The organism is Variovorax sp. 01N425 (genome assembly GCF_056399465.1).
Genome location: NZ_JBFTRJ010000002.1, coordinates 415,962 through 432,839 on the forward strand (window position 1 = coordinate 415,962; position 16,878 = coordinate 432,839).

The window sequence follows — 16,878 nt, forward strand, 5'->3', positions numbered from 1 at the left end:
GGAAAAAGGGCGCGCCGCTTCAGCGGCTCGCCGAATTCAGCGTGGCCACCGTGCGCCCGCTCGCGTCGAGCAGCGCGAGCCGTCCCGGGCCGGCGAGGCGATAAGTTGCGGTGGTCTGCAGCGCCGAGATGAATTGCGCCTCGTTGGCGCCGCGCACCGGATCCGCGCAGGCCATGCGGGTCGAGGCCAGCTGGCCGATGCGCAGCGTGATGCCGCTGCGCGTGAACGACCCCGACACGCGGTTGCAGCCGCCCGTTCCGCTGACGCGCCCGCTGCTGCGGTCGAACTGGATCTGCGCTTCGCCGCCGGACGCCACGGGCTCGTCGCCCAGTTGCACCAGGCGCCAGACCGGCCCCTCGATCGGCTCGTCGAGGCTGATGCCGCTGCCGCAGCCGGCCAGGGCGGCGGCCATCAGTGCGGTCGCGAAAACGGAAAGCGCGATGCGGGCGCGGTGGCGGGCGGGAAAGCGCATGGCCGGGGTGTCCTTCTTCTCAATTGCAACAAGTTGAATCGCCGCCATCGTATGCGAGGCCGCCCCGGCTCGCCAAGATGCGTGCGCCTGCCGCAATCGGCCGCGCTTGCCCGGCTCAGCTCAGCACGACGCTGCTGAGCCGGCGGCGGTAGGTGGCCACCACCGGATCGTCCGGCGGAATCTGCCCGTCCGCCACCTTCACCTTGGGCGGCTCGATCAGGTCGAGGATCGCGATGTAGGTCTTGCGCGCGAGCTCCTCGTTCCAGGCCTTGTCGCGCATCAGGATCTCGAGCAGCTCGTCCATGGCGTCGGTCCAGCGCTGCCCGGCCATCAGCAGGCGGGCGCGGCCGAAGCGGGCGTCGAAGTCGCGCTTGCCGGCGGCGATCTTCGCGTCGAACTCGGCGATGGCGGGCGCGGCACCCGAGGCCGGCGCCGCAAAATCGATCGCGTCCATCCAGCGCTGCAGCGAATCGAAGCGGCGCACCAGCGTGGTCCTGGCGATCACCGGCGCGAACGCCACCTTGGCATCGTCGATGCGGCCCATCTGCAGCAGCAGCTTGACGTAGTCGAAGCGCGCATCGTCATTGGCCGGGTCGGTGGCCACGGCGTGCTGCAGCCGCTCGAGGGCGCCCTCGGTGTCGCCTTCGGCCAGCGCTTCCTGGGCCGCGGCCTCCTGGGAGGCGGCTTCGACCTGCTCGGCGGCGGGCACGTGCTTGTCGAGGAATTCGCGGATCTTGTCGGCGGGAATGGCGCCGACGAAGCCGTCCACCGGCTGGCCGTCCTTGAACATCACGCAGAACGGGATGCTGCGCACGCCGAACATTTCGGACAGCTGCGAGGAGATCTGGGGCACCTTGTCGGCGTCCAGCTTGGCCAGCGTGAAGCGCCCGGCGTACTCGGTTTCGAGCTTTTCGAGCACCGGGCCGAGCTGCTTGCACGGTCCGCACCATTCGGCCCAGATGTCGAGCAGCACCGGCGTGGCGACCGAGCCTTCGATCAGTTCAGCCTGAAAATTTTCGAGAGTGATGTCGATCATCGGGAACAACTGGGGGTGAAACGTAAAATTGGAACCATGAACGAAACCATTCAGGTCGGTGTAGTGATGGGCTCGAACTCCGATTGGGAGACGATGCGCAACGCGGTCGAGATTCTCCAGCAATTCGGGATCCAGCACGAAGCGAAGGTGGTCTCGGCCCACCGGATGCCCGATGCACTCTTCGCCTATGCCGAAAGCGCCGCCGGGCGCGGGCTGGCCGCGATCATCGCGGGTGCGGGCGGCGCCGCCCACCTGCCGGGCATGCTGGCCGCCAAGACCACGGTGCCGGTGCTCGGCGTGCCGGTGGCCAGCCGCCACCTGCAGGGCGTCGATTCGCTCTACAGCATCGTGCAGATGCCCAAGGGCGTGCCGGTGGCCACCTTTGCCATCGGCAATGCGGGGGCGGCCAATGCGGCGCTGTTCGCGGTGGCGATGCTGGCGGTGAACGACCCGGCGCTGCGCACCCGGCTCGATGCCTTCCGCGCCGCGCAGACCGCCGCGGCCGAGGCCATGGCGCTGCCGCCGCCGGCCGCCGATGCCGCCGCCGTGTCGCCGTTCTCGCCGCAGGGCGGGGGTGCGCTGTGAACCACAACGGCAACGGCCTTCCCATTCTTCCGGGCGCCACGCTCGGCGTGCTCGGCGGCGGCCAGCTGGGCCGCATGTTCGCCCACGCCGCCCAGCGCATGGGCTATTTCACGGCCGTGCTCGACCCTGACGCCGACAGCCCCGCCGGCCGCGTGAGCCACCACCACATCCACACCGACTATGCCGACGTCGACGGCCTCGCGCGGCTCGCGGGCCTGGCCGATGCGGTCACCACCGAGTTCGAGAACGTGCCGGCGCCCTCGCTGGAGAAGCTGTCGGTGGCCCGGCCCGTGGCCCCCGACGCGGGCGCCATCGCCATCGCGCAGGACCGCATCGCCGAAAAGGCCCATTTCACGCGCTGCGGCGTGGCCTGCGCACCCTATGCAGTCATCGAGACCGCGGCCCAGCTCGCCGCGGTGGAGGATGCGCTGCTGCCGGGCATCCTCAAGACCGCGCGCCTGGGCTACGACGGCAAGGGCCAGCAGCGCGTGTCCACGCGCGCCGAACTGGTCGACGCCTGGCAGGCCGCGGGCTGCGTGCCCTGCGTGCTCGAAAAGCTGCTGCCGCTCGAATTCGAATGCTCGGTGATCGTCGCGCGCGGCCGCGACGGGCAGCTGGTGCACTTTCCGCCCCAGCGCAACCTGCACCGCGATGGCATTCTGGCCGTGACCGAGGTGCACGCGCAGAACATGCCCAAGACCGTGGCCCAGGCGGCCATCAACTCGGCCAGGAGCATTGCGACCGGGCTGGACTACGTGGGCGTGCTGTGCGTGGAGTTCTTCGCGCTGGCCGACGGCTCGCTGGTGGTGAACGAAATGGCGCCCCGGCCGCACAACAGCGGCCACTACACCATGGAAGCCTGCGACGTCTCGCAGTTCGAGCTGCAGGTGCGCACCCTCGCGGGCCTGCCGCTGGCCGCGCCGCGCCAGCACAGCCCGGCGGTCATGCTGAACCTGCTGGGCGACCTGTGGTTCACCGCGGGCGGCGACAAGCCGGTGGCCCCGCGCTGGAGCGACGTGCTCGCGCTGCCCGGCGTGCACCTGCACCTCTACGGCAAGATCGAACCGCGCCGCGGCCGCAAGATGGGCCACCTGACGCTCACCGGCGCCACCCTCGAAAATGTGCGCGCCACGGCCTCCCAGGCCGCCACCGTGCTCGGCCTGCCGGCGCTGTCGGCGGCCGACTTCGCATGATCCTCGACGGCCAATCCCCCGAAGCCATTGCCGAGGCCGTGCGTGTGCTGCGCGCGGGCGGGCTGGTCGCGTTCCCGACCGAAACCGTCTACGGCCTGGGCGCCGATGCCACCAGCGACATGGCGGTGGCCGGCATCTTCAAGGCCAAGGGCCGGCCGGCCGACCATCCGCTGATCGTCCACGTGGCGGCCGGCATCAAGGGCACCGAGGCGCTGTCGCGCTTTGCGCAGCCGCTGCCGCCGTTCGCCCAGAAGCTGGTGCAGGCCTTCTGGCCCGGCCCGCTGACGCTGATCGTCACGCGCCAGCCCGGCGTGGCGGCCGCGGCCGCCGGCGGGCAGGACACCATCGGCCTGCGCTGCCCCTCGCATCCGGTCGCGCAGGCCCTGCTCGAGGCCTGCGCCGAGCAGGGCGTGCCGGGCCTCGCGGGCCCGAGCGCCAACCGCTTCGGCCGCGTGAGCCCCACCACCGCGCAGCATGTGCATGACGAGTTCGGCGATGCGCTGACGGTGATCGACGGCGGCGCCTGCGAGGTCGGCATCGAGTCGACCATCGTCGACTGCAGCCGCGGCGCGCCCGTGCTGCTGCGCCCGGGCCTGATCACGCGCGCGCAGATCGAGGCCGCCGCGGGCGAGCGCCTGAGCAACCGCGAGGTGCTCGAGACGCCCGATCCGCGCGCCTCCGGCACGCTGGAAGCGCACTATGCGCCGAACGCCAAGCTGCGGCTGATGGACGCCAAGGCCATCCAGGCCGGCCTCGACGTGCTCGGCCCGGGCGCGGCCCACATCGCCGTGTGGACGCGCGCCGAGGTGCGCAGCCACTCCCAGCGCGTGCTGCAGCGGCGCATGCCGGACGACGCGGCGGCCAGCGCGCACCAGCTGTTCGCGGTGCTGCGCGAGTTCGATGCCGAGGGTGTCAAGCTGATCTGGGTCGAGACGCCGCCCGACACGCCCGAATGGGAAGGCGTGCGCGACCGCCTGCATCGCGCGTCCATGGGCTGACCCCGGTCTTCGCTGCTAGCCGCCGGCGGCCAGTACGCCCTGGAAGAAGCCGCGCGCCGAAGCCAGGCAGAACGGCGGCACCAGGCTGCCGTGGTAGGCCAGGGTGACGGCCTGCCGCTTGTCGGCGTCGCTGCCGGGGGTGTTCTGCGCGAGGGTGCTCTTGGCCTGCGCGAAGCCGGCGCGCGCGGCGGAGTACGAGTCGGTGGTGCCGGAATCCTCCAGGTCGACCACCGTCAGCGCGGCGGCAGGCATGCCGCGGGCGCGGAAGTAGCCGGCGGTGGCGCGGGTGCTCAGGAAGTTCACGGTCGGATCGTTGGCGCCGCCGCACATGAGCACCGGCCGCGTCGGCAGCCAGGTGCGCAGGTCGTTGGCGCGCGCCGCCTTGCGAAAGCCCACGGCCGGCCTGCAGTCGAGCGGCGAGGTGGTGCTCAGCGAGGCCGCCGTGGCGGGCAGCGCATTGCCGGGGCAGGGGTTCGCCTGGATGTCGCCGGCCGCCTGCGTCAGGTAGCTCTGGCGGATGAGGTTGTTGGCGCCGTAGAAGATCGACAGCTCCGGGCTCACCGGGCCCGGCGTCGCACCCGCGGGAAACAGCGCGAGCTGCGGCAGCTTGCCGTTGGCATACAGCGTGGTGATGGGCGTGAGGCTCGGCAGCAGGGTGTCGATGCCGGTGGCGTACTGCGACTCGTAGATGTCGCCGGTGCTGCCGTAGACATCGCCGAACTGCTGCTGCCAGCTGGCCGAGAGCAGCGGCACGAACAGCGTGCTGCCGAGCGCCGGCCAGCCCATGAAGGTGTAGTCCGCCAGCAGGCCGATGGCCGATGGCGCGGAGAGCGGCGCCGACGCCGTCACCGCCCGGCCCGTGGCCTGCATCTCGCGGTGCGCCGCCAGCGCCACGTAGCCGCCCTGCGAGTAGCCGGTGATCAGAAGCGAGCCCGCGTCCGCGGCGTCGATGCCCGTGAAGGTCTTGCGCGCCGCGGTGAGCGCGTCCACCATGTCCTTGCCCTGCTGGTCGCCGTCGAGGTACGGGTGGTAGGCCAGCGTCGACTTGTCGTAGCCCGCATAGTTGGGCGCCACCACGATGTAGCCCTGCGCCGCGAACATGGCGGCGATCGTCAGGCCCTCGCCGGCGGCCGGCTGGGTGGAGTCGGTCCATTTGGCGAGGTTGTAGTTGCGCGCGGCCGTGGTGCCGTGCGCATAGAGCACCACGGGATGCGGCCCGTTGCAGGCCACGTCGGTACCGGAGGGCAGCATGATCGCGGCGGTGGCGTTGGTGGCCTCGTTCTTGCCGCCGATGGTGCGGTATTCGAGGTAGCGCACCGCGACCCCGCACCTGGGCGTGCCCGCCACCTGCAGCAGGGCCTTGCCCTGGTCGGTCGCCTGGAGGTTGGTGCGAAGCTGGTCGGCCGAGAGCTTGGCGGTCTGCTCGGGCGGGTCCGTGACGACCGAGCCGCGGCCGGTGTCGCTGGTTGGCGGTGGAAAGCCGATGCCGATGCCGCCGCCCCCTCCACCACCGCCGCAGGCCGCCAGCAGCAGCGTGGCGCCGGCCAGAGCCGCAACCTTGTGCAGCGGAGTGGGGAATTGTCGTTGCGGCTTTTTCAAGGCGTGGCTCCTGATGTTGTCGAATCGAACGGGCGTCCGATTCTGTGCAGCGCCACGGCCGCGCGCAAGCGGCGCGTCTACCTAGAGAAGTTTTCAGTACACGGCCGCTGCCAAGCGGCCGAAGGCCCTCAGTTGTCCTGCGACGCCCAGTCGACCAGCGCGTCGAACGCGGCGCGCGCGGCGCCGGCGTTCTCGCCATTGGCAATCGCCACCAGCACGTAGCGGCGGCCGCTTGCGCCGTGCACATAGCCGGCCACGCCGGCCGCATCGCGCAGCGAGCCGGTCTTCAGGTGGGCCGCGCCGCCCGAGCGCAGCGTGCGCTTCCTGAGCGTGCCGTCCACCCCCATGGCGGGCAGCGAGGACACCAGCTCCGGCATCAGCGGCGAGCGCCAGGCCACCTGCAGCATGCGGCCGAGCGCCGCGGCGCTGATGCGCTCGTCGCGCGACAGGCCCGAGCCGTTGTCGAACACCGGCGGCGCCTCGCCGGTGCCGATGCGCTCGCGCCACCACTGGCCCAGCGCACTGCGCGAAGCCTCGAAGCTGCCGCGGTTCTTCTGCGTGAGCCCGAGCGTGAGGAACAGCTGCTGCGCCATCACGTTGTTGCTGTACTTGTTGATGTCGCGCACCACTTCCGCCAGCGGCGGCGAGCCGAACTCGAACACCGGCCTGAGCCCGGCCGGCACGCGGCCGTCGCGCATCTGGCCGCCGACCCGGCCGCCCATCTCGGCCCACATGCCGCCGATGGCGCGCAGGCCGTAGGTGCGCGGATCGGCATAGGCCACGGCCCAGCTTTTCTCGCCGCAGGAGGCCGGCAGGGCGCCCAGGAAGCGGATGCGGTTCGGGTCGCTGAAGTCGGGCTTGATCGCCGCGCGCCAGTCACCGCATTCGCCGGGCGCGAGCGCCACCGTGGGCTGCATCGACACGCTGGCGAGCGGCGGCTCGTAGCTCACGCGCGCCTGCTGGCCGCCGCGTTCGGGCGTGAAGACCATGTTGACCGACTTGAAGTTGACCAGCAGCGCCTCGGGCGAGGCGTTGTAGGGCCGCAGCGGCTCGCCGTCGAAGGCGGCCGGGTCGTTCTCGATCGCGGCGTCGAAGGCGCTGCGGTCCAGCACGATGTCGCCGCTCACGCTGGTGATGCCCAGGCCCTGCACGCGCCGCAGCAGCAGCCAGGCGCGCTCCAGCACCAGCTTGGGATCGCCCTGGCCCTTGATGTAGAGGTTGCCGTTGAGCACGCCGTTGCTCACCGTGCCGTCGATGTAGACCGGCGTGCTCCAGCTGTAGGCCGGCCCGAGCAGGTCGAGCGCGGCGTAGGTGGTGACCAGCTTCATGATCGATGCCGGGTTCACCGGCACCTGCGTGCGCCAGGCCAGGCGCGGCGGGCGCAGGCCTTCGGCATCGGCCACCAGCATCGTCACCGAATCGCGAGGCACCTTGGCGCGCGCGAGGGCGGCCTCCACTTCGCCTGGAAAGACCTGCTGTGCAAGCGCGCCCGGAATGGACAGGGCGGCGAAGGAAAGCGCGCAGGCGGTGCGCAGGAAGAAGGGGAGACGACGAAGACGCATCGTGCCGATTATCTCGGCGGAAAAACATGCAGTTGCGCGTGATACAGCAGCATCACGGTCTTGGCGTCGGCAATGCGCCCGTCGGCCACCATGGCCAGCGCTTCGTCGATGCCGAGCTCGAGCACCTCGATGTCCTCGCCCTCCTCGGCCAGGCCGCCGCCGTTGCCGATGCGCATCGACGGCTCGTATTCGGCGATGAAGAAGTGCAGCTTCTCGGTCACCGAACCCGGGCTCATGAAGGCTTCGAGCACCTTCTGCACCGCGCCCAGGCGATAGCCCAGTTCTTCTTCCACCTCGGCACGGATGCGTTCCTCAGGCGCCGCGTTGTCGAGCAGGCCGGCGGCCGCCTCGATCAGCAGGTCGCCGTGCCCGTTGACGAAGGCCGGATAGCGGAACTGCCGCGTCAGCAGCACCGTGCGCTGCGCGAGGTTGCAGGGCAGCAGCGTGGCGCCGTTGCCGCGGTCGTAGGTCTCGCGGTGCATGCGCTGCCACTGGCCGTCGTTGCGCCGCCAGTCGAAGGCAGTGGTCTTGAGCGTGTACCAGTTGTCGGAAAGCAGGGTGACTTCGTGCACCCGGACGCGGTCGTGGAGGGTCGTCATGGCGCGCAGCTTATGCGTAAATTCGTGCAGAAACAAGAAAATTCGTGCAATCCACGGTCCTGCCCGCTACCATCGCCCGATGCTCACCCGCCAGCGCAAGCAACACATCCTCTCGGTCCTGCAGCGCGACGGCAACGTCGTGGCCAAGTCGCTCAGCGAGGAGCTGGCGCTGTCGGAAGACACCATCCGCCGCGACCTGCGCGAGCTGGCCGCCGAGGGGCTGCTGCAGCGTGTGCACGGCGGCGCGCTGCCGGTCGCCAGGGCCGAAGCCGACTTCGCGGGCCGGCTGCAGCTCGCAACCGCGGAGAAGGTGGCGATCGGCCGCGCCGCGGCACGGCTGGTGCGGCCGGGGCAGGTGGTCTTCATCGACGGCGGCACCACGGCCGTGCAGATGGCGCGGCACCTGCCGGCCAGCCTGCGCGCCACCGTGGTCACGCACAGCCCGTCGGTGGCGGTCGAGTTGGCGGGCCATGCCGGCATCGAGGTGGTGCTGATCGGCGGGCGCCTGTTCAGGCATTCGATGGTGGCGGTGGGCGCCGCGGCCATGGACGCCATCTCGCGCGTCCACGCCGACACCTGCTTCCTGGGCGTGACGGGGGTACATGCCGAGGCGGGCCTGACCACCGGCGACGTCGAGGAGGCCGCGATCAAGCGCGCACTCATGGCCGCCGCGGCCGAGACGGTGGTGCTGGCCTCGTCGGAAAAGATCGGCGCGGCCTCGGCCTGGGTCATCCACCCCGTTTCGGCCGCGACCAGCCTGCTGGTGTCGCCGGAAGCGCCGGCCGCCGCGCTGGCACCGCTGCGCAAGGCCGGGCTCGCCATCCTGCGCAGCGACGGCGGCTGAGCGCGCCGGTCCGCCGCCGATTCGATCCATTCGCCCCTGGCCGGCGCGGCCGCGGCCTGCCCTGGATAATCGGGGGATGCCCGCCCTGCCCCGTTTCTCGCCCCGCACGATCGGCATCGGCGCGGCCGTGGTCACCGTGCTGGTCTGGACCGCCTTCATCGTGATCGCGCGGGCCTCGGCCGCACGCTCGCTCACCCCGCTCGATCTGGCGCTGGCGCGCATCTGCGGCGCGAGCCTGGTGCTGGTGCCCTGGGGCGCCTGGATGGTCATGAAGGGCCAGCGGCAAAAGGACGGCAGCGCGTCGTCGCTGTTCGGGCTTTCGCCGCTGTCGCTGCGCCTCACGGCCGGCGCCGGCATCTTCGGCGGCGTGGCCTATGCCCTGCTGGCCTACAGCGGCTTCTTCTTCGCGCCCGCGGGCCATGCCTCGGTGCTGATGCCCGGCAGCCTGCCGCTGTGGACCACGCTGCTGGCCGCGCTGGTGCTGCGCGACCGCATCACGCCGGGCCGCGCCTTCGGGCTCGCGCTGATCGTGGCCGGCGACCTGGTCGTCGGCGGGCGCAGCCTGCTGCATGCCTTCGAGGGCGGCGAGGTCTGGAAGGGCGACCTGCTCTTCATGGCCGCGGCCTTCTGCTGGGCCTGCTACAGCGTGGTGGCGCGCCGCCACGGGCTGGACGCCGTGCGCGCGACCATCGCCATCACCGTGTTCGCGCTGCTGGCCTATGTTCCGGTCTACGGCCTGCTGGTGGCGGGCGGCGCGGTCGTGAGCCGCATCGGCACCGCGCCCTGGGGCGAGGTGGCGTTCCAGATGCTGTTCCAGGGCGTCGGCTCGGTCGTCGTCTCGGGCATCACCTTCACGAAGATGATTCAATATTTCGGGCCGGTGCGCAGCACCATGATCACGGCCCTGGTGCCCGGCCTCTCGGCCTTCGGCGCGGTGATCTGGCTCGACGAGCCGCTTTACTGGAACCTGATCGCCGGCCTGCTGCTGGTGACGGCCGGCATCTTGTTCGGCGTGCAGAAAACATCGGCCGGCGGGCGCGCGGCTGCGCGGCCCGCCATGCCGGCCACCGCCACGGGGTGCCGCGATGCCTAGGCTCCTGGCTTTCGACACCAGCACCGAGCACCTGTCGGTGGCGGTGCGCCACGGCGAGCGCCTGTTCACGCACAGCGGGGCCGGCGGCGCGCAGGCGTCGAGCACGCTGATCCCGCTCATCCTGCAACTGCTGGCCGAGGCTGGGCTCGAACTGGCCGCGCTCGACGCCATCGCCTTCGGCCGCGGGCCGGGCTCCTTCACGGGCCTGCGCACCGCCTGCTCGGTGGCGCAGGGCCTGGCCTTCGGCGCCGGCGTGCCGCTGCTGCCGGTCGACACGCTGCTGGCCGTGGCCGAGGAGGCGCGCCATGCCTTCGGCGCACGCCAGGTGGTGGCGGTGCTCGACGCGCGCATGGACCAGCTCTATGCCGCGCGCTACGACTTCGATGGCGGCGGGGCGCTGGGCGGCGCGGACAGCGAGCCGCTGCTGCTCGCGCCCGAGGCGCTCGAAGTGCCCGCCGGCTGGTCCCTTGCCGGCAACGCCTTTGCCGCCTACGGCCCGCGACTGGCCCCGGCCGCGGCGCGCCACGAAGTGCTGCCCACGGCCACCGCCATGCTGCGGCTGGCGCCCGCGCTGCTGGCCGCGGGGCGCACGGTGGATGCGGCACATGCCTGGCCGCTCTATGTTCGCGATAAAGTGGCGCAAACCACCGATGAGCGCGCCGCCATCAAAGCGGCCGCACTGGCGGTTCCACCTGTTGCCAACCAGTCATGAGCGCCGTCCTCCAGCCCGTCGAAGCCCGCCTCGAGCCGCTCACCGTCGAGCGGCTCGATGCCGTCTGCGCGGTCGAGCAGACGGCCTACAGCCATCCGTGGACGCGGGCCAACTTCATCGATTCGATGGCGGTCGGCTACCACTGCCAATGCCTGCTGGCCCCGGTTTCGCGGCCCGACCTGGGCACGCCGCTCACCAGCCTCGGCGAGACGCTGATCGGCTACTTCGTCGCCATGAAGGGCGTGGACGAAGTGCACCTGCTCAACATCACCGTGGCGCCGGCCTTCCAGCGCCAGGGCTGGGCGCCGCTGATGCTCGAGGCGCTGACCGGCTGGTCGCGCGCGCAGGGCGCCCAGTGGCTCTGGCTCGAGGTGCGCCAGAGCAACCGGCGCGCGCTCGACATCTACATGCGCCAGGGATTCCGCAGCGTCGGCGTGCGCAAGGGCTACTACCCGGCGCATGAAGGCAAGCGCGAGGACGCGGTGGTCATGAGCCTGCGATTGAACGAATCAGGCTCTGCCTGGGGAGCCTTGCGATGAACGCGGTACAGACACTGAAGCTCGACGCCCGCCGGCGCGCGATGCTCGACGAGATGGGCGTGAAGGTCTGGTGGCCGATGCCTGAAGCTGCCGAAGCGGCGCCCGCGGCCCTGGAAGCGGCTGCGGTGGCCGCGCCGACGCCCGCCGTCCGCGAGCGCGCGCCCTCCGTGGCCGAGGCGCCGGCCGCAAGGCCCGCTGCAGCACCGGCCCCGGCGGCGCGCCCCACCGCGCCCGCGCTGCTCGCACAGGGCGCCGCCGTGCTGGTCGACGCGCCCCGCCGCCTCTACGCCGAGGCCGCCGCCGAAGCGGCGCAAGGCGGCTGGCTGGTGGTGGCCGACATGCCGCCCGAAGCCGACGGCCGCCACGGCGAGCCCTTTGCGGGCGATGCCGGCAAGCTGCTCGACAACATGCTGCGCGCCCTCAAGCTGCACGACGGCAAAACGCCGGTGCACCTGATGCGCACGCACCGCGGCGTGGGCGCCGGCCAGCCCGGCAGCCCGCGTCCGATGGACGAGGCGTTCGCGGAACATGCGGCCGCGCTGGCGCCGAGCCTGGTGCTTGCCATGGGCCCGCTGGCCGCCCAGAGCCTGATGCAAAGCGCCGATCCGCTCGGCAAGCTGCGCGGCCGCGCGGTGCCGCTGCCCTCGGCCAGCGGCGTGCCGGTGGTGGCCACCTACCACCCGGCCTACCTGCTGCGGAACCCGGCCGACAAGGCCCGCGCCTGGGCCGATCTCTGCCTGGCGGCCGAGCAGCAAACACCGTCGAACTAGGGGCCGGCGGACGGGTCCTTAAAATCGGACCCCATGACTTTCCTCGACAAGCTGGCCACCGCACAGCAAACAAACGGTTCGTTGCTCTGCGTGGGGCTCGATCCGGAGCCAGCCAAGTTCCCGGGGCAGCTCAAGGGCGACGCCAGCCGCATCTATGACTTCTGCGCGCGCATCGTCGACGCGACGGCCGGCCTGGTCATCGCCTTCAAGCCGCAGATCGCCTATTTCGCGGCCCATCGCGCCGAAGCCCAGCTCGAACAACTGATGGAGCACATGCGCCGCAACGCGCCCGGCGTGCCCGTGATCCTGGACGCCAAGCGCGGCGACATCGGTTCCACGGCCGAGCAGTACGCCATCGAGGCCTTCGAGCGCTACGGCGCCGACGCCGTGACCCTGTCGCCCTTCATGGGCTTCGACTCGGTGGCGCCCTACCTCAAGCACCAGGGCAAGGGCGCCTTCCTGCTCTGCCGCACCAGCAACCCCGGCGGCTCCGACCTGCAGGGCCAGCGCCTGGCGGGCATCGAGGGTCAGCCCTTCCTCTACGAGCACGTCGCCCGGCTGGCGCAGGGCCCGTGGAACCTCAACGGCCAGCTCGGCCTCGTGGTGGGCGCGACCTATCCGGCCGAGATCGAGCGCGTGCGCGAACTCGCACCGACGGTACCGCTGCTGATCCCCGGCGTCGGCGCCCAGGGCGGCGATGCGGTGGCCACGGTGCGCGCGGGCTGGCGCCCCGATGCGCCGATCATCGTGAACTCGTCGCGCGCCATCATCTACGCCTCCTCGGGCGACGACTTTGCCGAGGCGGCAAAGAACGCCGCACGCAGCACGCGCGACGCGCTGGAAGCGGCCAAGGCCTGATGGGCTTTTTCGTGGAACACCGCGGAACCGGCTTTGCCGGGCCGCTGGTGTTGCCCCCTGCGAGGGGGGTGGAGAAGCGACACGAAGTGCGCGAAGCCTGGGGGAGAGCCAATCAGGCGCGGCGCAGCCTGGTAAACGCCTCGAACTCCCAGTTGCGCATGCCCAGCAGCAAGGTGTAGCCCTCGCGGTCCTTCGCGGCCAGCTTCTGGTCGGTCTGGTGCTGCTGCGCAAAGTCCTGCGCCACGCGCTGCAGGCGTTCGAGGAACGCGGGCGCGAGCGAGCGGCTGATCTGCCCGTGCACCAGCAGCAGCCCCTCGGCCGGGCCGTCGAAGCCGCCCGCGTAGTAGTCGAGCACCACGTTCTCGCGGAAGAACTCCATCACCGGGCCGTGCGGCCGCCAGCGGAAGGTCTTGGCCAGCTTCAGCCGGTAGCGGTTCAGCGGGCGCAGCTCGATGATGCCGATGCGGTCCAGTTGCGCCAGGCAGCCGATGCACTCGGCCTCGCTGATCCGGTAGGCCGCCACGATCTGCTCCAGCGTCCACTGGCTCAGCACGCTGATGGCCACCAGCAGCAGCTTCTTGTCCTTGACCACCGCCTTTTCCTGCTCGTGCGTGAGCTCCTTCAGGAGCGGCTGGGCGTCGGCCACGCGGCGCGCCAGTTCGGCGAAGTCGATCTTGAGCGCGCGGCAGATCGCGTCGACCCGCGACAGCGGCATGTCGCTCTTGGCCAGCATGCGCTTCACGCTGGATTCGGCCATGTCGAGCGAGCGCGCCAGGTCGGCGTAGGTCATGCGGGCGCTCTTGAGTTCGTTCTTGAGGGCTTGGACGAGGTCGACGGTGGTGCTCATGAGGGTGGCGTTGCGGAAGAAGGTATTAGAAAAAGATACCGAAAGGTGTGAATTAGTGCCTCGTATCGATTCTCGATGCCTGTGGAGCGACTGGCAACTAAATTCCGCGGCTCCTGCCATCCACCACCGAGGACCGCCATGCCTTTGCCCACCCTCAGCCGCCGCGAACGCGGACTGCTCTTCACCTTCGCGCTGCTCGCGCTGGTGGCCCTGTTCGGACCCGCGCTGCCGGCGGCCGAGGTGGCCATCGCCTCGGTGTTTGCCGACGACCGCAGCTGGCATGGCCTGCCCAACGCGATGGACGTGCTGAGCAACCTGCCCTTCCTGCTGATCGGCTTCTGGGGCCTGTACCGGCTCAACCGGATCGACCGGGCCCACCAGGAGGCGCTGGCGCAGTTCCCGCTGGCACCGCCGGCCAACGACCCGCCGGACAACACGCTCGACTGCGCCTGGCTTTTCTTCGCGGGGCTGGTTGCCACGGCCGCGGGATCGGCCTTCTTCCACCTGATGCCCGACGGCGCCCGGCTCGCGGCCGACCGCGCCGGCATGGCGGTGGCTTTTGCGGGGCTGATCGGCATCGCGGTCTGCGAGCGCGTGAGCCAGCGCGCTGGCTGGCCGGCCGCCTGGTTGGTGCTGATGGCCGGGCTGCTGTCGGCCGAGGTGTTCCAGGAAAGCGGCAACGTGCTGCCCTGGGCGATCGTGCAGTTCGGCGGCATGGCGCTGGTGCTCACGCTCGCGCTGGCCACGCCGATGCGCGGCGCGGTCGGGCTCAAGCTGGGCTGGGTGATCTGCTTCTATGCGCTGGCCAAGGTCTTCGAACTGGCGGACCACGCGATCTACGAGGCGACGCAGCAGGTGGTTTCGGGCCACACCCTCAAGCACCTGACCGCATCGCTGGCGGGCCTGCCGGTGCTGGCGGCGCTGCGCAAGCTCGACATGAACTGGCGCGCGACCCTGCTGCGGCACAATCCCGACGCAGCCGCAATGACGGCATGAGGATGACCTAGGCTCGCCCCCAGTCTTCGCGCACTTCGTGTCGCTGCGCCAACCCCCTACCGGGGGCAACACCTGCGGCCCGGCAGAGCCGGTTCCGCGGTGTTCCACGAAGAAGCGGGGACAGTGTGTAGATAACAAGAGGAGATGTTCCGAATGACAACCCCCGCCGCTGCTGCTGCCACTGCCGCCACCGCGCCCCCCGAGGCGAACGCCCACGCCAACCAGTTCGCGCTTCTCAGGCAGCGGCGCTTCGCGCCATTCTTCTGGACCCAGTTCGCGGGCGCGGCGAACGACAACCTCTTCAAGTTCGCCTTCACCGTGATGGTGACCTACCAGCTCCAGCTGAGCTGGATGCCGCCGGCCATGGCGGGCCTGGCCATCGGCGCGCTGTTCATACTGCCGTTCCTGCTGTTCTCGGCCACGGCGGGGCAGCTCACCGACAAGTTCGACAAGACGAAGATGATCCGCTTCGTCAAGAACCTCGAGATCGCGATCATGCTGCTCGCGGCCTGGGGCTTCGTGCGCGCCGATGCGGTGGTGCTGCTGGGCTGCGTGTTCCTCATGGGCCTGCATTCCACGCTGTTCGGGCCGGTCAAGTTCGCCTACCTGCCGCAGGTGCTCGACGCGCGCGAGCTCACGGGCGGCAACGGCATGGTCGAGATGGGCACCTTCGTCGCCATCCTGCTCGGGCAGGTGGCGGGCGGGCTGCTGGTGGCGCTGCCGCAGGTCGGCCACACCACGGTGGCAGTGGCCTGCGTGCTGCTGGCGCTGGTGGGGCGCGGTGTGGCGCAGGCCATTCCGCGGGCGCCCGCCACCGACCCGGGCCTGGTGATCAACTGGAACCCGTTCAGCGAGACCTGGCGCAACCTCAAGCTCGCGCACGGCAACATCGTGGTGTTCCGCTCGCTCCTGGGCATCTCGTGGATGTGGTTCTTCGGCGCGGTGTTCCTGAGCCAGTTCCCCAGCTTCGCGAAGGAAGTGCTGCACGGCGACGAGCAGGTGGCCTCGCTGCTGCTGGTGGTGTTCTCGGTGGGCATCGGCGCGGGCTCGCTGCTGTGCGAGACGCTGAGCCGGCGGCAGGTGGAGATCGGCCTGGTGCCGCTGGGCGCGATCGGCATGAGCGTGTTCGCCATCGACCTGTACTTTGCGTCGCGCGCGCTGCCGCCGTCCGCCGGCATGGGGCTGGGCGCCTTCATGGGCCAGGCCGCGCACTGGCGCGTGATGGCCGACCTGGCGCTGCTGTCGCTCTTCGCGGGGCTCTACAGCGTGCCGATGTACGCGCTGATCCAGCTGCGCAGCCAGCCCACGCACCGCGCACGCATCATCGCGGCCAACAACATCCTCAATGCGCTGTTCATGATCGGCAGCTCGGTCATCGCGGGTGCCTTGCTCGGCGCCGGCTTCACGATTCCGCAGATCTTCCTGTTCACGGGCATTGCCAACGCGCTGGTGGCGTTCTACATCTTCATGCTGGTGCCCGAGTATTTGCTGCGCTTCATCGCGTGGATGCTGTCGCACTTCGTCTACCGCTTCGAGATCAAGGGCGACGAGCACATTCCCACCGAAGGCGCCGCGGTGCTGGTGTGCAACCACGTGAGCTTCATCGACGCCATCTTGCTGATGGCCGCGAGCCCGCGCCCGATCCGCTTCATCATGGACCACCGGATCTTCAAGGTGCCGGTGCTCGGCTGGCTGTTCAAGCTGGCCAAGGCGATTCCGATCGCGCCGCAGAAGGAAGACCCGGCGGCCTACGAAGCGGCCTTTGCCAGGGCGCTGGGCGTGCTGCGCGAAGGCGACCTGCTGGCCATCTTTCCCGAGGGCGCGATCACGCGCGACGGCCAGCTGCAGCCCTTCAAGGGCGGCGTGATGAAGATCATCGAAAGCGCGCGCGCCGAAGGCATCGAGCCGCCGGTGATCCCGATGGCGCTGACCAACCTCTGGGGCTCGTACTTCAGCCGCATCGAGCTGCGCGGCGGCGAGAACGTGGCCATGGCCAAGCCCTTCCGCCGCGGCTTCTTCAGCCGCGTGGGGCTCAACGTCGGCCATGCCGTGCCGCCGGTCGAGGTGCGGCCCGAGGCGCTGCAGCAGCGCGTGAGCGGTTTGCTGGCCGCCTGAGGCGCCGAGAAGTATCTTTTCGAGATACCAGTAGCGGCTCAAACCGGAACTGGTCGAAGC

Annotated in this window: 17 protein-coding genes; 11 read left to right on the forward strand and 6 right to left on the reverse strand. The window is 70.5% G+C overall.

The window, feature by feature from the left end; genetic code table 11:
* Nucleotides 1–19: 19 nt before the first annotated feature.
* Complete coding sequence (locus AC1DSC_RS05060; RefSeq protein ID WP_307593448.1) at nucleotides 20–472, reverse strand: META domain-containing protein; 453 nt, start codon at nucleotides 470–472, stop codon at nucleotides 20–22.
* A gap of 115 nt (nucleotides 473–587) precedes the next feature.
* Nucleotides 588–1,508: a tetratricopeptide repeat protein gene (locus tag AC1DSC_RS05065; RefSeq protein ID WP_369663768.1), complete on the reverse strand. Its 921-nt coding sequence runs from the start codon at nucleotides 1,506–1,508 to the stop codon at nucleotides 588–590.
* A gap of 36 nt (nucleotides 1,509–1,544) precedes the next feature.
* Here AC1DSC_RS05065 and purE point away from each other — a divergent pair, with 36 nt between their 5' ends.
* From purE to AC1DSC_RS05080, 3 genes are read left to right on the forward strand one after another with little or no spacing between them, the layout of a single operon-like run.
* On the forward strand, nucleotides 1,545–2,093 hold the full coding sequence (purE, locus tag AC1DSC_RS05070) for a 5-(carboxyamino)imidazole ribonucleotide mutase (protein WP_369663767.1): 549 nt from the start codon (nucleotides 1,545–1,547) through the stop codon (nucleotides 2,091–2,093).
* Nucleotides 2,090–3,286, forward strand: coding sequence for a 5-(carboxyamino)imidazole ribonucleotide synthase (locus AC1DSC_RS05075; protein ID WP_369663766.1), 1,197 nt, complete (start codon nucleotides 2,090–2,092; stop codon nucleotides 3,284–3,286). The genes purE and AC1DSC_RS05075 overlap by 4 nt, the downstream gene beginning before the upstream one ends.
* Nucleotides 3,283–4,284, forward strand: a complete 1,002-nt coding sequence (locus tag AC1DSC_RS05080) for an L-threonylcarbamoyladenylate synthase (RefSeq protein WP_124959047.1) — start codon at nucleotides 3,283–3,285, stop codon at nucleotides 4,282–4,284. Before AC1DSC_RS05075 ends, AC1DSC_RS05080 begins: the two co-directional genes overlap by 4 nt.
* Before the next feature lie 15 nt (nucleotides 4,285–4,299).
* Here AC1DSC_RS05080 and AC1DSC_RS05085 read toward each other — a convergent pair whose 3' ends face one another.
* The 3 genes from AC1DSC_RS05085 to AC1DSC_RS05095 all read right to left on the reverse strand — a co-directional run bounded on the left by AC1DSC_RS05085 (nucleotide 4,300) and on the right by AC1DSC_RS05095 (nucleotide 8,044).
* A complete protein-coding gene (locus AC1DSC_RS05085; protein WP_369663765.1) occupies nucleotides 4,300–5,883 on the reverse strand; it encodes an alpha/beta hydrolase family protein in 1,584 nt (527 codons plus the stop codon).
* Nucleotides 5,884–6,011: 128 nt separating this feature from the next.
* Complete coding sequence (gene dacB, locus AC1DSC_RS05090; protein ID WP_369663764.1) at nucleotides 6,012–7,445, reverse strand: D-alanyl-D-alanine carboxypeptidase/D-alanyl-D-alanine endopeptidase; 1,434 nt, start codon at nucleotides 7,443–7,445, stop codon at nucleotides 6,012–6,014.
* Between the two features lie 8 nt (nucleotides 7,446–7,453).
* A complete protein-coding gene (locus AC1DSC_RS05095; protein WP_369663763.1) occupies nucleotides 7,454–8,044 on the reverse strand; it encodes an NUDIX hydrolase in 591 nt (196 codons plus the stop codon).
* Between the two features lie 79 nt (nucleotides 8,045–8,123).
* On the opposite strand from AC1DSC_RS05095, the gene AC1DSC_RS05100 reads away from it, so the two are divergent.
* From AC1DSC_RS05100 to pyrF, 6 genes are all read left to right on the forward strand, one after another.
* Entirely contained in the window at nucleotides 8,124–8,888 is a 765-nt protein-coding gene (locus AC1DSC_RS05100) for a DeoR/GlpR family DNA-binding transcription regulator (protein WP_018905199.1), read from the forward strand.
* 76 nt (nucleotides 8,889–8,964) lie between these two features.
* Nucleotides 8,965–9,981 (forward strand): DMT family transporter, encoded by a 1,017-nt coding sequence (locus AC1DSC_RS05105; protein WP_018905198.1) that lies wholly within the window; start codon nucleotides 8,965–8,967, stop codon nucleotides 9,979–9,981.
* On the forward strand, nucleotides 9,974–10,693 hold the full coding sequence (gene tsaB, locus AC1DSC_RS05110; protein ID WP_369663762.1) for a tRNA (adenosine(37)-N6)-threonylcarbamoyltransferase complex dimerization subunit type 1 TsaB: 720 nt from the start codon (nucleotides 9,974–9,976) through the stop codon (nucleotides 10,691–10,693). Before AC1DSC_RS05105 ends, tsaB begins: the two co-directional genes overlap by 8 nt.
* Entirely contained in the window at nucleotides 10,690–11,232 is a 543-nt protein-coding gene (rimI, locus tag AC1DSC_RS05115; RefSeq protein ID WP_015867823.1) for a ribosomal protein S18-alanine N-acetyltransferase, read from the forward strand. The genes tsaB and rimI overlap by 4 nt, the downstream gene beginning before the upstream one ends.
* Nucleotides 11,229–12,002, forward strand: a complete 774-nt coding sequence (locus tag AC1DSC_RS05120; RefSeq protein WP_369663761.1) for a uracil-DNA glycosylase family protein — start codon at nucleotides 11,229–11,231, stop codon at nucleotides 12,000–12,002. The genes rimI and AC1DSC_RS05120 overlap by 4 nt, the downstream gene beginning before the upstream one ends.
* A 33-nt stretch (nucleotides 12,003–12,035) precedes the next feature.
* The gene (pyrF, locus tag AC1DSC_RS05125; RefSeq protein ID WP_369663760.1) at nucleotides 12,036–12,860 is read left to right on the forward strand and encodes an orotidine-5'-phosphate decarboxylase; all 825 of its coding nucleotides are present in this window, start codon (nucleotides 12,036–12,038) and stop codon (nucleotides 12,858–12,860) included.
* A 112-nt stretch (nucleotides 12,861–12,972) separates the two neighbouring features.
* On the opposite strand, the gene AC1DSC_RS05130 is transcribed toward pyrF, so the two are convergent.
* Entirely contained in the window at nucleotides 12,973–13,707 is a 735-nt protein-coding gene (locus tag AC1DSC_RS05130; RefSeq protein ID WP_015867820.1) for a helix-turn-helix domain-containing protein, read from the reverse strand.
* Nucleotides 13,708–13,845: 138 nt separating this feature from the next.
* On the opposite strand from AC1DSC_RS05130, the gene AC1DSC_RS05135 reads away from it, so the two are divergent.
* Entirely contained in the window at nucleotides 13,846–14,703 is an 858-nt protein-coding gene (locus tag AC1DSC_RS05135; protein WP_369663759.1) for a hypothetical protein, read from the forward strand.
* Nucleotides 14,704–14,856: 153 nt separating this feature from the next.
* Nucleotides 14,857–16,818, forward strand: a complete 1,962-nt coding sequence (locus AC1DSC_RS05140; protein ID WP_436288206.1) for an MFS transporter — start codon at nucleotides 14,857–14,859, stop codon at nucleotides 16,816–16,818.
* The last annotated feature ends 60 nt before the right edge of the window (nucleotides 16,819–16,878 follow it).